Here is a 13,323-nt window from a genome sequence, read left to right as displayed (position 1 = left end):
AGCCTCAGCCGTTCTTGCGGGCGTCGATGCGGCGCTTCATGCACTCCCACGCCGACGGTTCGGAGATGCCCAGCCGGCGTCCGATCTGCTCCAGGCCGGCTCCTGCGGCCTGGGCGAGACGCATGGCGATCCAGCGCTGGGCGGTGAGCATGCCCATGAGGTCGGCGTTGGCCCGCAGCGCCTCCAGCGGGCTGATCTCCGGCAGCTCGGTGAGCCGCGCCTCCAGCCGAGCCGCCTCGTCACTCCGCCCTGCCGCACGCGCGCTCTCCAGGGCGTCCTTGACCTGGATCCGCTCCGGGAACGCTGACCGTTTCTCCCACAACCCGGTGCCGCAATCGGTGTTGGCGCTCACGCCCGTCACCTTAGCCGAGCGGGAACGCCGCTGACGGACGTCAGGTTGACCGGCCGATGGCGTCAGGTCAACCTGACGGCGATGAAAGCCATGAGCACCGAGCGGTCACCGCTCCACGTCATCGTGGCCGGCGGCGGGATCGCCGGCCTCTGCCTCGCCCAGGGCCTGCGCGCCCCGGGCATCGACGTCCAGATCCACGAACGCGACGGCTCCCCGGCGGCCCGCGCCCAGGGGACCGGTTGAGGATCAAGGGGACCGGAGCGCGGGCCCTGCGCGCGTACCTGCCCGGGCGACCTCTACCGGTGGTGCCGCGCCACCGCGCTCGAACGCTGCGAACCGGCCCCTGACGGCCGGGTCCGCGCCCTGTTCTCGGAGTTCTCGGACGGTTCTGAGGCCCGTCGGCGACCTGCTGGCCGGCGCCGACGGCACGGGTTCGGCGGTACGGCGGCAGCTCGTCCCGCCTGACCGGCATCCCCGGCTACCTCTCCTGGACCGTCACCCCACCTGCCGGCGGCCCGCGCCCGTCCACGCCCCGCGAGCTGCACCGGCCGGCCGCCCGTACGGTCAAGCCCTGGCATCCGGCGATCGGCGAGATGGTCGCCGCCGCCGACGTGCCCGCACGTTCGGCGTCCCCATCACCTCGGCCCGCCCCGTGCGGGCCTGGACGGAGCCCGCCGTCACCCTGCTCGGCGATGCGATCCACACCATGTCGCCCGGCCGGGGCGACGGCGCCAACGTCGCGCTCGGGCACGCGGCCCTGCTGCCGAGCCTGCTCGGCGCGCGCTCCAGCCTGGCCGAGGCCGAGCTCGCGTACGAGAGGCGCACGCTGCGCGACGGCTTCGCCGCCGTCGAACGCTCCCGCGAGGGCCCCCTTCGCGCCCGGGCCCGGCGGCGGGCCCTGAGCCTCGGCCGCACGCCCCGGCCGTGGCGGGCGGCAGGGTCGGTGGCAGGGTCGGCGGCCCGGACGTGCTCACCGCCGAGGACGCGTCCGCGCCCCGGACACCGGCCACCTCCAGGGCGCGCGCGTCTCACCCCCTGAACATCACTCGGGCGCCGACGACGGCCCGAACGGGCGGTCGCCCCGCAGCGTGATGCGGTGCATGACCCGGCGGGCGGTGCCGTAGTCGCGGTTGGCGTAGTGGATCGTGCTGCGGTTGTCCCACATGGCGACGTCGCCGAGGCTCCAGCGGTGGCGGACGATGTGCTCGGGCTTGGTCAGGTGGGCGTAGAACAGGTCGAGGAGGTACCGGCTCTCGGCCTCGGAGACGCCGACGATGTGCGAGGTGAAGCCGGGGTTGACGAACAGCCCCTTGCGCCCGGTCTCCGGATGCACGCGGACGACCGGGTGCTCCACCGGGTCCAGCCGGGTCACGACCTCGCCGTCCCACTCGTTGCCCTTGCCGCCGCGCCGCTGGGCCAGGTAGTAGCCGAACGCGCGGTTGCCGTCGTGCACGGCGGTGAGCCGGTCGGCCAGCCGCTGGACGGGCGCGGACAGCGAGTCGTAGGCGAGCTGGCTGTCGGCCCAGCTCGTGTCGCCGCCGGTGGGCGGCAGGACCACGGCCCGCAGGATCGAGCCGAGCGGCGGCCTGGGCATGAACGTGACGTCGGTGTGCCAGACGTCGGCGAAGCCGTCGTCGGCGCTGTCGAGCGCGTAGATCTCCGGGTGCGCCTCGTCCACGCCGCCGACCACCGGGTGCGAGGCGGTCAGCTCGCCGAGCCGGCGGCCGAGCGCGACCTGGGCGTCCTCGTCGAGGTTCTGGCCGGAGAAGAAGAGCACCTTGCGCTCCACGAGCGCGGCGCGTACGGCGGCCAGCTCCTCGTCGGAGGCGGTCGCCAGGTCGAGTCCTTCGACGCGGGCGCCGAAGTGCGGCCCGAGAGGCAGCAGGTTCAGCTTGACGTCGGTGCCGGTCGGAGTGGTCATGGGGCGCTCCTGTTCTGTGACGGTCGTCCGGCGGCTTCCCGGACGGTGTGGCTGACGGCGTGGCTCGAGGCGATGAGGATGCGCGGCAGGCCGACGCCCAGGTGCTCGATGAGCGGGCCGCCGCCGGGTGGAGGGCTCGGGTCCGCCGCCGGGGACCGTCGTCCGCGGCGGCGCCGCCGTGGTCACCACGCCGGACGCCTGGTCGGAGGCTTCATGACCGCGAAGCTACGGCGGCCTCCGAGCAAAGTCAACAATTCCTACTAGGTTTATAGGTTATACTCCGGATACCGGGTGCTGAAGCCCGCTCAGGACTCGACCGAGGCTCACGGGCGCGGGCCGGCGATCGATGCGCCTGCGGCCGCCGACCACCCTCCGGCGGTTCTTTCGAACGCGTGCGGCCGCGACGAACCGCCACCTTCTCCATCAAACCTACGGAAATAATCGGAAAAGCCTGCGAAATGTGTTCTATGTGTGCCAGAGTCCGGTCATGAGCCTGGACGAGCTGCGACCCATGAGTGCTCGTGCCCACTCTCCGATGACGGCCGCCCTCTCCACGGCGCGCTGGATCAGATCCGCCGCCGTGGACGACGAGGACGGCAGGCACTGGCGGGCCAACCCCGACCGGCACGGCAGGTCGGCGGTGCCCCCGCGACCGCGATCCCTGTACTCGGGAGCTGCCGGGATCGTGCTGTTCTTCCTGGAACTGGCCGCCGCCACCGGCAGCGACTCCTACCTGGAGGACGCCCGGCGCGGCGCGCAGTGGCTCGCGGCCACCTGGCGGCGCGACGACGACCTGACCCTGCACCACGGGCGCACCGGCATCATGGTCGCGCTCATGGAGGCCGGATGGGCGCTCGGCGACGAACGCCTCGACGCCGAGGCGGCGGCCATCGCCGAGACGATCGCCGCCGGCCGGCGCACCCGCGTGGACGGCCCCGGCTGGACGTTCGACCCCGCGCTGAGCGGTGACGGCGGCATCGTGCTCGGCCTGCTGCGCGCCGCCGCCCGGTTCGGCGAGCCCGCGTACGAGGCCGCCGCCGTCGAGGCCGGCCTGCGCATCGCCGGACTGCCGGTCCCGGCGAGCCGGCACGGCGGCCTCGACGGCCTGCCCTCCGACGCGATCTCCCCCGGCTTCCTCACCGGATCCGCCGGGATCGCCTTCCTCCTCGCCCGCCTGTACGGCGTGAGCGGCGACGAGCGCTTCCTGCGCGCCGCCCGCAGCGGCGCCGCCTTCATCCGCGAGGTGAGCGTCACCGGCGAGGGGCGGGCGCTGGTCCCGCACCACGTGCCGAGGACGGGGGAGCTGTTCTACGCCGGGTTCTGCTCCGGCGCGGCCGGCGTGGCCAGGATGTTCTACGAGCTGCACCGGGTGACCGGCGACCTCGACGACCTCGACTGGATGGAACGGCTCGCGCTCGGCGTCGTCGACAGCGCCGCCCCGCCGCGCCGCACCCCCGGCTACTGGAACTCGGCCTGCCAGTGCTGCGGCACGGCGGGCCTGATCGAGCTGTTCGTGGGGCTCTGGGCGGTCACCGGGCGCGCCTCCTGCCTGGAGTTCGCCCGTACGCTCGCCGCCGACCTGGTGGCCAGGGCCGACGACCACGACGGGGGCGGCTACCGCTGGTACCAGGCCTACCGCCGGGTGCGTCCCGGCGAGGTGAGCGCGGACACCGGCTACATGGTCGGCGCGGCCGGCATCGGCGCCGCCCTGCTCCACCTCGACGCGGCCGGCCAGCCCGACCAGGCTCGCCGGGTGCTCCTCCTGCCCGACAACCCGTTCCCGGTCCTGGCGTTCCCGAGCGTCGCCGCCGGCCACGCCTGACCGGGCCAGGGAGCCCGCGCCTTCGCACGCGTGACCGGCGGGTGATGGCCTGCCGTGGGGACCATCACCCGCCGGAGCTCATGGGCGGGCGGGTCAGAACAGGCCGTTGACCGGCGGCTGCTCGCCCGTGAGGTGGTAGGCGCCGACCACGGCCGCCTTCCAGGCGCGCGGGTTGTGATTGGTGACCGTCCTGGCGTTGCGCCAGTGCCGGTCGAGGTTGTGCTTGCGCGCGACCGCCGAGCCGCCGCCCACGTCGAACACCAGCTCGGACGCCTTCAGCGCCGACTCCGCCGCGATGAACTGCGCCTGAGCGACCTGCACGGCCGCGTCGGTGAGCAGATCGGCGTCCAGCCCGCCCGCCCACGCCCGGTCGATCGCGGACGCCGCGTGCAGGACCGCGGACTCGGCGGCGTAGGCGCGGGCGGAGATCTCGCCGACGGTGTGCCGCACGTACGGATCGTCCACCGACCGGGAGACGCCGCTGTGCTGGATCGGCCGGGCCCGCTCGCGGGTGAAGGCGACGGCGTCGGCCAGCGCGCCCCTCGCGATCCCGGCCAGCACACCGGCCAGGTAGAGCTGCATGAACGCGCTGACGGGGGAGCGGCCTCCGCCGCCGGCGGGACGCGCGGCGATCTCCTCGGGCGCCACCTTGACGCCGTTCAGCAGGGTCGTGCCGCTGGCCGTGAGCCGCTGCCCGATCCCGTCGAAGTCGTCGAGCAGCTCGAGCCCCTCGCGGTCGCGCGGCACCGTGAAGAACACCCGCTCGCCCGCGTCGTCCACCGCCGACGCGCTGATCCAGTCGGAGTACAGCGCTCCCGTGCTGTAGTACTTGCTGCCGTTGACGACGCCGTCGCCGTCGATGCGGGTGCGCACCTCGCCGTTGGCGCCGCCGATCTCCCAGCCCGCGTTGCCGAACACGTCCCCGGCCAGGAAGCGCGGGAACCAGCGCTCGCGGTCGGCCTCCGAGGCGGCGAGCAGGTGCTCGACCCGGCCGTAGCTGGGGCGCAGCGCCTGGGCGATGTTGGAGTCGGCGGCGGCCAGCGCGATGAGGAAGCCGAACACCTCGGCCACACTCGCGCCGCCACCGCCGTACGCGGCGGGGATGCGGAAGGTGAGCAGGCCGGCATCGGCCAGCGCGCGGATCTCCCGGTGCGGCAGCTCGCGCTCCAGCTCCCGCCGCGCGGCACCCGCCGCCAGCTCGGGAAGCAGCTCATCCGCCCGCTTGCGCAGCTCGGACAGCGTCCCCTCGCCCGGCGCGCCCGCGCCCGAGGGGCTCGGGGCCGGCGCGTTCTCGGGAGGCGTGCCCGTAGGCGGCGCGCCCGCGTCCGATGCGCTCCCGGCCGTCGCGCCCTGTGCCGGCGTGTCCTGTCCTGTCACGTTCTGTGCTGTCGCACTCATTGCGCCCCCGCCGTGGCGAACGGGACCGAGACGGGCTCGGCGCTCCCGGGCTCTGCCGGATGCCGCCACAGGCCGCGCTCGCGCAGGATCGGCAGCACGCCCTCGCCGAACCAGTACGCCTCCTCCAGGTGCGGGTACCCCGACAGCACGAACTCGGTCAGACCGAGCCGGTGATACTCCTCGATGCGGTCGGCGACCTCGGTGTGGCTGCCGACCAGCGCCGTGCCCGCGCCGCCGCGCACCAGCCCGACGCCCGCCCACAGGTTCGGATAGATCTCCAGGCGGTCTCGCTTGCCGCCGTGCAGGGCGAGCATGCGCTTCTGCCCCTCGGACTCGCTGCGGTGCAGGCCCGCCTGCACCTTCTCCACGGTCGCCTCGTCGATGCCGTCGAGCAGCCTGCGGGCCTGCGCCCACGCCTGCTCGCTGGTGTCGCGGGTGATCACGTGCAGGCGGATGCCGTGCCGGACCGTACGGCCTTCCGCGGCGGCCAGCCCGTTGATCCAGGCGATCTTCTCGGCGACCGCGTCCGGCGGCTCACCCCAGGTGAGGTACGCGTCCACGTGCCGCGCCGCCACCCGGCCCGCGGCGGGGGACGAGCCGCCGAAGTACACCTGCGGCACGGGGTCGGGCAGGCGTGCCAGCCGCGCGTCCTCCACCCGCAGGTGCTCGCCGGTGAAGGTGACGCTCTCGCCCCGCCACAACGCCCGCACGATGTGCAGGAACTCGTCGGTACGGGCATAGCGGGAGTCCTTGTCGAGGAAGTCGCCGTAGGCGCGCTGCTCGTGCGCTTCACCGCCGGTCACCACGTTGAGCAGGAGCCGCCCGCCCGACTGCCACTGGAACGTGGCCGACATCTGTGCGGCGAGCGTGGGGGAGACCAGCCCGGGGCGGAAGGCCACCAGGAACTTCAGCCGCTCGGTGGTGCCGGCCAGCATCGCGGTGGTCAGCCAGGCGTCCTCGCACCAGGCGCCGGTGGGCGTCAGCGCGCCGGTGAAGCCGGTCTGCTCGGCGGCCGCCACGATCTGGCGCAGGTACGACAGGGTCGCGGGCCGGGCGCCCGAGGCCGCGCCCGCGGGAAGCCCGTGACCGCCGCCCACGATGTCACGGCTGTCGCCGTAGGTGGGCAGGAACCAGTGGAACGTCAAAGTCATCGTCTCTCCTCCGCGAGCACCTCGGTGCCGACGGCGATCACGTGGGTCATGTTGTTTCGCCCGTTCTGCGTGTTACGTTAGGGTTCACCGTAATCCCTGCAATGCAGGTAGGCAATGCATGTTTAAGGACTTTCATGCTCACCCGCTCCACAACGCTCCTCGTCACAGCCCTGGCCATGGCGGTATTGGCCGGTTGCGGCGCCGGCGCCACCCCGGCACCGGCGGCCGCCGGCTCGGGCCCGAAGCCCGGAGGCACGCTCGTGCTCGCGGAGAACGCCGACGAACCCTCCTGTCTGGACCCCCACCAGCTGTCCACCACGAACACCACGGTCGTCAGCCGCCCGATCTTCGACTCGCTGCTGTGGCAGGACGCGGAGGGGAACATCAAGCCCTGGCTGGCCGAGAGCTGGAAGGTGTCCGGCGACGGCCTGACCTACACCTTCACGCTCCGCCAGGGCGTGACGTTCCACGACGGGTCGGCATGGAACGCCGAGGCCCTGAAGCTCAACCTGGAGCACATGCGGGACCCGGCGACCAAGTCGCCGCTCGCCGCCTCGTACATCGCGCCCTACAAGGACGCGAAGGTCCTCGACGAGCACACGCTCGAAGTGCGGCTCGGCTCGCCGTACTCGGCGCTGCCGAACGTGCTCGCGCAGTCGTACCTGGCCATGCTCTCCCCCAAGCAGCTCAAGGAGGCCCCGGAGAGCACCTGCGAGCACCCGATCGGCTCAGGTCCCTTCGTCTTCGACAAGTGGACCAGGGGCCAGAGCATCACCTACACGAAGAACCCCGCCTACGCCTGGGGGCCGACCGGCCGCACCGGGCCCGCGTACCTCGACCGGCTGGAGATCCGCTTCCTCGCCGAGGACGCCACCCGCTACAACGCGCTGCTCTCCGGCGAGGTGGACGTGATCGACAACACCCCGCCGGCCAACGTCGAGGACGTCAAGGCCGACCCCGACCTGACCTTCATCACCGTCGACCGGCCGGGACACCCGTTCTCGGTCTGGCTCAACACCGGCCGCGCCCCGTTCGGCGACCGCAGGGTGCGCCAGGCGCTCACGCTGGCCGTGGACCGCAAGGCCATCATCGACAGCGTCTCCTTCGGCCAGTGGAACGTGGCCACGAGCTTCGTCACCGCCGCGACCCCCGACCACGCCGAGGGCCGGATCGGCTACGACCCGGCCCGCGCCAACGCCCTGCTCGACGAGGCCGGCTGGACCGCCAGGGACCAGGACGGCATCCGCGTCAAGGACGGCAAGCGGCTGAGCGCCGTCGCCATCGACACCGGCGTGAACCCGCAGAACACGCAGATCCTCGTGCAGACCCAGGCCGCCGCCGCCAAGGCCGGCATCGAAATCGAGATCCAGAACGTCACCGCGCAGGAGTCGCAGGACCGCACCGGCAAGGGCGACTTCGACGTCTCCGTCGGCATCTGGACCACCAACACCGCCGACGTGCTGTGGATCCAGTACTCCTCCAAGAACATCACCACGCCGCAGCGGCGCGGCCAGAACATCACCAGGCTCAAGGACGCCGAGCTCGACAAGCTGCTCGAGCAGGCAAGAGCCGCCGAGGACCCGACCGAGCTGTACGCCGAGGCGCAGGCCAGGCTGCTCGATCTGGCGCCCGCCATCCCGCTGTACGACCGGCCCAGCCTCGTCTCGGCGCGGTCCCGGGTGCACGGCCTGACCTGGGACTACGCCTACGGCGCTGTCATCTTCCACGACGCATGGGTGAGCTGACATGACCAAGACCCCCCTCGCCGCGCTCGCGCTCGCGCTGCTGCTCGCCGGTTGCGGCAGCGCGGCCGGGACCTCCGGCGGCACGAACGACGACCCCGGCACCCCCAAGTCCGGCGGCACCCTGATCCTGGGCGAGAACGGCCAGGAGCCGCCCTGCCTCGACCCGCACGGCAACGCCAGCTCCGACGGCCCGGTGACCACGGTCCCGGTGTCCGACTCGCTGGTGTGGTTCGACGCCGACGGGACGATCCAGCCGTGGCTGGCCGAAAGCTGGGAGGTCTCCGACGACGGCCTGACTTACACCTTCAAGCTCCGCAAAGGCGTGAAATTTCATGACGGAGCGGCCTGGAACGCCGAAGCGCTGAAGATCAACTTCGAGCACATGCGGGACCCGGCGACCAAGTCGCCGCTGGCCGCCTCCTACATCGCGCCCTACAAGGACGCGAAGGTGCTGGACGAGTACACGCTCCAGGTGAGGCTCCGCTCGCCGTACCGGCCGTTCCTGGACATCCTCGCCCAGGGCTACCTCGGCATGATCTCGCCCAAGCAGATCAAGGAGGCGCCGGAGAGCATCTGCACGCACCCCATCGGCTCGGGCCCGTTCATCTTCGAGAAGTGGACCAAGGGCCAGAGCATCACGTACCGGAGGAACCCCGACTACAACTGGGGCCCGAAGAGCGCCAAGCACACCGGCCCCGCCTACCTCGACCGGCTGGAGATCCGCTTCCTCGCCGAGGACGGCACCCGCTACAACGCGCTCGCCTCCGGCGAGGTGCACGCCATCGACTTCACCCCGCCGCAGAACGTCGAGGACGTCAAGGCCAACCCCGACCTCGGCTTCCTCACCGCGATCCGGCCGGGACACCCCATGTCGTTCTGGCTCAACACCTCGCGCCCGCCCTTCGACGACGTCCGCGTGCGCCGCGCGCTGCTCGCCGCCGTGGACCGCGAGGCCATCATCAAGGGCATCTCCTTCGGCCAGTACCAGGTGGCGCAGGGCTTCGTCACCACCTCGACGCCCGGCTACGCGCAAGGGCTGAGCGGCAGCATCAAGCACGACGAGGCGCTGGCGAACAAGCTGCTCGACGAGGCCGGCTGGACCCGGCGCGACAAGGACGGCATCCGGCTCAAGGACGGCAAGCGGCTGACCGCGTACTTCCCGATCGCCGCGAACTTCCCCGCCCAGCGCATGCAGATCGCCGTGCAGACGCAGGCCGCCGCGCGGAAGATCGGCCTGGACATCCAGATCCAGACGCCGCCCGAGCAGGAGCTCACCGACCGCTCCATCAAGGGCGACTACGACCTCAGCTCCGGCCTGTGGGCGACGAACACGGCCGACGTGCTGTGGATCCAGTACTCCTCTGAGAACATCACCACCCCCGAGCGGCGCGGCCAGAACGTCGCCAGGGTCAAGGACGCCGAGCTCGACGAGCTGCTGGAGAAGGCGAGGGCGGCCGAGGACCCGGCAGAGCTGTACAACAAGGCGCAGGCCAGGCTCCTGGAGCTGGTCCCCGCCATCCCCTTCTACGACGACCCGCGCCCGGTCGCCTACCAGAAGAAGGTCCGCGACCTCGCCTTCACGCCCGCCTACCCGTCGCCGTACTTCTACGACACCTGGCTGGACGGATGAAGACGCTGACGTTCATCGGATGGCGCCTGCTGGCCGGGCTCGGCGTGCTGTGGGGCGCGGCCACCCTGACCTTCCTCGTGGTGCACTTCACCCCCGGCGACCCGGCCGAGGCCGTCGTCGGGGGCGAGGGCGCCGCGCCCACCCCTGAGGTGCTCGCCCAGGTCAGAGCCGAGTACGGCCTCGACCGCCCCTGGTACGAGCAGTACCTGTCCCACCTGTGGCGCATCGCGCACGGCGACTTCGGCACCTCCTACCGCCTGCACACCCCGGTCACCCAGGCCATCGGCGAGCAGGCCGCCGCCACCGTCGAGCTGGCCGTGGCGGCCGCCGTCACCGGGCTGTTCCTGGCCATCGCCATCGCCCTGGTCACCGCGGGCCGCCGCCGCTGGCGCGGCCTGGCCTCGGTGGTGGAGCTGGTGGCGGCCTCGACGCCGACGTTCTGGCTCGGCATCGTGCTGCTCACCGTCTTCTCGTTCGGGCTGCGGCTGCTGCCCTCCACCGGCGGCCAGGGCTTCGCCTCCCTGGTGCTGCCCGCGCTCTGCCTGGCGCTGCCCATCGCGGGCGTGCTCGGCCACGTGCTGCGCGAGGCCCTGGAGGAGGTGCTGGAGGAGCCGTTCATCGTCAGCGCCCGCGCCCGCGGGCTCAGCGACACCGTCGTACGCCTGCGCCACGCGCTCAGGCACGCTCTCACCCCGCTGGTCACGATGACCGGCTTCTGGGTGGGCGCGCTGCTCGGCGGCGCCGTGGTCACCGAGACGCTGTTCACCCGGCAGGGCATCGGCCGCCTGCTCGTCTCGGCGGTCAACGCCAAGGACCTGCCGCTCGTGCTCGGCGTGGTGCTGCTGTCGGCGCTGGTCTACGTCCTGGTCAACCTCCTGGTCGACCTGCTCTACCTGGTCATCGACCCCCGGCTGAAGGAGGCGGCGTGAACCGGATCGGCGTGTGGCTCGCCGCGGCGGTCCTGACCGTGCTCGTGCTGGCGGCGCTCGTGCCCGGCCTGTTCACCGGGCAGGACCCGCTCGCCGTGGACAGCGGCGCCACCCTGCAGCCGCCCAGCGCCGCGCACCTGCTCGGCACCGACGAGAACGGCCGCGACGTGTTCGCCCGCATCGTGCACGGCACCCGCGCCTCGCTGCTGCTCGGCTTCGGCGCGATCGCCGTCGCCCTGGTCTTCGGCGGGCTGCTCGGCCTGGCCGCAGGGCTCGGCAACCGGATCGTCGAGAACGTCATCATGCGCCTGTCGGACGTCGGCATGGCCTTTCCCGAGCTGCTGCTCGCCCTGGTCGTCATCACGGTGGCGGGCGGCGGCACCGGCAACGCCATCCTCGCCATCGGCGTGGCCAACATCCCGTCGTACGCCAGGCTCGTCCGCGCCCAGACGCTGGCGATCCGCCGGGCGGGCTACGTCGAGGCGGCGTACGCGCTGGGCCTGCCCGGTCCGCGCGTGATCTTCCGGCACGTGCTGCCGAACGCCGTCAAACCGGTGCTCATCCTGGCCACCATCGGCGTCGGCACCGCCCTCGTGGCCGGCTCCGCGCTGAGCTTCCTCGGCCTCGGCACGCCGCCGCCGGAGCCCGAATGGGGCTCCATGCTGTCCACCGCCCGCAACTTCATCTCGCGGGCCTGGTGGTACGGCGTCTTCCCCGGCCTGGCCATCACGCTGACCGTGATCAGCGTGACCGTGGTCGGCAGGGCGCTCAGATTGCGATCGGAAGGGAGGACCGGATGAGCCTGGTCACGGTGGACGACCTGCGCGTCGCCTTCGGCGGGACACCCGTCGTGCACGGTGTGTCGTTCGAGATCGGGGCGGGGGAGTGCCTGGCCCTGGTGGGGGAGTCCGGCTCCGGCAAGAGCGTCACCGCCCGCACGCTGGTCGGGCTCACCGGCGCGGGCTCCCGCGTCACCGCCGCCGAGCTGACCTTCGGTGGCCAGGACCTGACCCGGCTGCGCGAGCGCGGCTGGCGGAGACTGCGCGGCGGCCGCATCGGCTTCGTCCTCCAGGACGCCCTGGTCTCGCTCGACCCGCTGCGCAAGGTCGGCAAGGAGATCGAGGAGGTGCTGGCCGCACACACCGACCTGTCCGGCCCGGCGCGCAAGGCCAGGGTGGTGGAGCTGCTCGCGTCCGTGGGCGTGCCCGAGCCCGAGCTGCGCGCCGGGCAGCTCCCGCACGAGCTGTCGGGCGGCCTGCGCCAGCGGGCGCTGATCGCCACCGCCCTGGCCGCCGGCCCCGAGCTGATCATCGCCGACGAGCCCACCACCGCCCTGGACGTCACGATCCAGGCGCAGGTGCTCGACCTGCTCGCCGGGATCAAGGCCGAGGGCAGGTCGCTGCTGGTGATCAGCCACGATCTCGCGGTAGTGGCCCGGCTGGCCGACCGGGTGGCCGTCATGAAGGACGGCGTGATCGTCGAGCAGGGGCCGAGCGGCGAGGTGCTCACCCGGCCCGAGCACGAGTACACCAAGAAGCTGCTGCGGGCCATCCCCGCCGAGCACACCAAGGGCACCCGCCTGTCCGGCACCGCCCCGCGCGCGGCCGGGCCGCGGCGGCCCCGCGACGAGGTCGTGCTGCGCGCCAGGGACATCGGCAAGTCCTTCGGCGACCGGGTGGCCGTGAACGGGGTGTCGTTCGAGCTGCGCGCCGCCGAGACGCTCGGCATCGTCGGCGAGTCCGGCTCGGGCAAGACCACCACGGCCAGGATCGCGCTCGGCCTGACGCCGCCCGACACCGGCACGGTCGAGGTGCACGGCCGGCCGTGGACGCGGGGCGACCGCGCCCAGCGCCGCGACGTCCAGGTCGTCTACCAGGACACCTTGGCCTCCTTCGACCCCCGCCACACGGTGGCGAAGATCCTCGCCGAGGCGCTGGACGTGGCCGGCGTGCCGCGCGAGCGGCGCCGCGCCCGCTCGATCGAGCTGCTGGAGCTCGTGGGGCTCGGCGAGGAGCACCTGGCGCGGCGGCCGCTGAAGCTGTCCGGCGGGCAGCGGCAGCGGGTGGCCATCGCGCGGGCCCTGGCGCCGTCCCCCTCGGTGATCGTGTGCGACGAGCCGGTCTCCGCGCTCGACGTGTCGGTCCAGGCGCAGGTCCTCGACCTGCTGGAGGACGTGCAGCGGGAGACCGGCGTGGCCTACCTGTTCATCTCCCACGACCTGGGCGTGGTCCACCACCTGTGCGACCGGGTGCTGGTCATGAAGGACGGGAGCGTGGTCGAGGAGGGGCCGGTGGAGACGGTCTTCCGCGAGCCCGCGCACCCGTACACGAAGGAGCTGGTGGCGGCGATTCCACGACTGACGACGGCGGTGTGAC

General features: G+C 72.6%; 12 protein-coding genes. 8 read left to right on the top strand and 4 right to left on the bottom strand.

Features of this window, described 5'->3' with window-relative positions:
- Nucleotides 1-4: 4 nt before the first annotated feature.
- Nucleotides 5-352: a hypothetical protein gene (locus ACGFIM_RS28820; protein WP_393206166.1), complete on the bottom strand. Its 348-nt coding sequence runs from the start codon at nucleotides 350-352 to the stop codon at nucleotides 5-7.
- A gap of 81 nt (nucleotides 353-433) precedes the next feature.
- Here ACGFIM_RS28820 and ACGFIM_RS28815 point away from each other — a divergent pair, with 81 nt between their 5' ends.
- Both ACGFIM_RS28815 and ACGFIM_RS28810 read left to right on the top strand, forming a co-directional pair.
- Nucleotides 434-595, top strand: a complete 162-nt coding sequence (locus ACGFIM_RS28815) for an NAD(P)-binding protein (protein ID WP_393206162.1) — start codon at nucleotides 434-436, stop codon at nucleotides 593-595.
- A gap of 409 nt (nucleotides 596-1,004) precedes the next feature.
- The gene (locus tag ACGFIM_RS28810) at nucleotides 1,005-1,391 is read left to right on the top strand and encodes an FAD-dependent monooxygenase (RefSeq protein ID WP_393206159.1); all 387 of its coding nucleotides are present in this window, start codon (nucleotides 1,005-1,007) and stop codon (nucleotides 1,389-1,391) included.
- Between the two features lie 3 nt (nucleotides 1,392-1,394).
- On the opposite strand, the gene ACGFIM_RS28805 is transcribed toward ACGFIM_RS28810, so the two are convergent.
- Nucleotides 1,395-2,273 (bottom strand): TauD/TfdA dioxygenase family protein, encoded by an 879-nt coding sequence (locus tag ACGFIM_RS28805; protein WP_393206156.1) that lies wholly within the window; start codon nucleotides 2,271-2,273, stop codon nucleotides 1,395-1,397.
- 487 nt (nucleotides 2,274-2,760) lie between these two features.
- Between ACGFIM_RS28805 and ACGFIM_RS28800 the strand changes: the two genes are divergently transcribed.
- On the top strand, nucleotides 2,761-4,095 hold the full coding sequence (locus ACGFIM_RS28800; protein ID WP_393206153.1) for a lanthionine synthetase LanC family protein: 1,335 nt from the start codon (nucleotides 2,761-2,763) through the stop codon (nucleotides 4,093-4,095).
- Nucleotides 4,096-4,188: 93 nt separating this feature from the next.
- On the opposite strand, the gene ACGFIM_RS28795 is transcribed toward ACGFIM_RS28800, so the two are convergent.
- Entirely contained in the window at nucleotides 4,189-5,493 is a 1,305-nt protein-coding gene (locus ACGFIM_RS28795) for an acyl-CoA dehydrogenase family protein (protein WP_393206150.1), read from the bottom strand.
- Nucleotides 5,490-6,644 carry an LLM class flavin-dependent oxidoreductase gene (locus tag ACGFIM_RS28790; RefSeq protein ID WP_393206147.1) on the bottom strand — a complete coding sequence of 385 codons (1,155 nt, stop codon included), beginning with the start codon at nucleotides 6,642-6,644 and terminating at the stop codon, nucleotides 5,490-5,492. Before ACGFIM_RS28790 ends, ACGFIM_RS28795 begins: the two co-directional genes overlap by 4 nt.
- 134 nt (nucleotides 6,645-6,778) lie before the next feature.
- On the opposite strand from ACGFIM_RS28790, the gene ACGFIM_RS28785 reads away from it, so the two are divergent.
- From ACGFIM_RS28785 to ACGFIM_RS28765, 5 genes are read left to right on the top strand one after another with little or no spacing between them, the layout of a single operon-like run.
- Nucleotides 6,779-8,389, top strand: a complete 1,611-nt coding sequence (locus tag ACGFIM_RS28785; protein ID WP_393206144.1) for an ABC transporter substrate-binding protein — start codon at nucleotides 6,779-6,781, stop codon at nucleotides 8,387-8,389.
- A gap of 1 nt (nucleotide 8,390) precedes the next feature.
- Entirely contained in the window at nucleotides 8,391-10,019 is a 1,629-nt protein-coding gene (locus ACGFIM_RS28780; protein ID WP_393206141.1) for an ABC transporter substrate-binding protein, read from the top strand.
- Nucleotides 10,016-10,948, top strand: coding sequence for an ABC transporter permease (locus tag ACGFIM_RS28775; protein WP_393206138.1), 933 nt, complete (start codon nucleotides 10,016-10,018; stop codon nucleotides 10,946-10,948). Before ACGFIM_RS28780 ends, ACGFIM_RS28775 begins: the two co-directional genes overlap by 4 nt.
- Nucleotides 10,945-11,748, top strand: a complete 804-nt coding sequence (locus ACGFIM_RS28770) for an ABC transporter permease (protein WP_393206136.1) — start codon at nucleotides 10,945-10,947, stop codon at nucleotides 11,746-11,748. Before ACGFIM_RS28775 ends, ACGFIM_RS28770 begins: the two co-directional genes overlap by 4 nt.
- On the top strand, nucleotides 11,745-13,322 hold the full coding sequence (locus ACGFIM_RS28765) for a dipeptide ABC transporter ATP-binding protein (RefSeq protein WP_393206133.1): 1,578 nt from the start codon (nucleotides 11,745-11,747) through the stop codon (nucleotides 13,320-13,322). Before ACGFIM_RS28770 ends, ACGFIM_RS28765 begins: the two co-directional genes overlap by 4 nt.
- Nucleotide 13,323 lies beyond the last annotated feature (1 nt).

This window comes from Nonomuraea sp. NPDC049309 (assembly GCF_043196965.1).
In the GTDB taxonomy this organism is placed as follows: Bacteria; Actinomycetota; Actinomycetes; order Streptosporangiales; family Streptosporangiaceae; genus Nonomuraea; species Nonomuraea fastidiosa.
The sequence above is the reverse complement of the archived record's forward strand: the minus strand, read 5'-3'. Positions and strand labels throughout refer to the sequence as shown.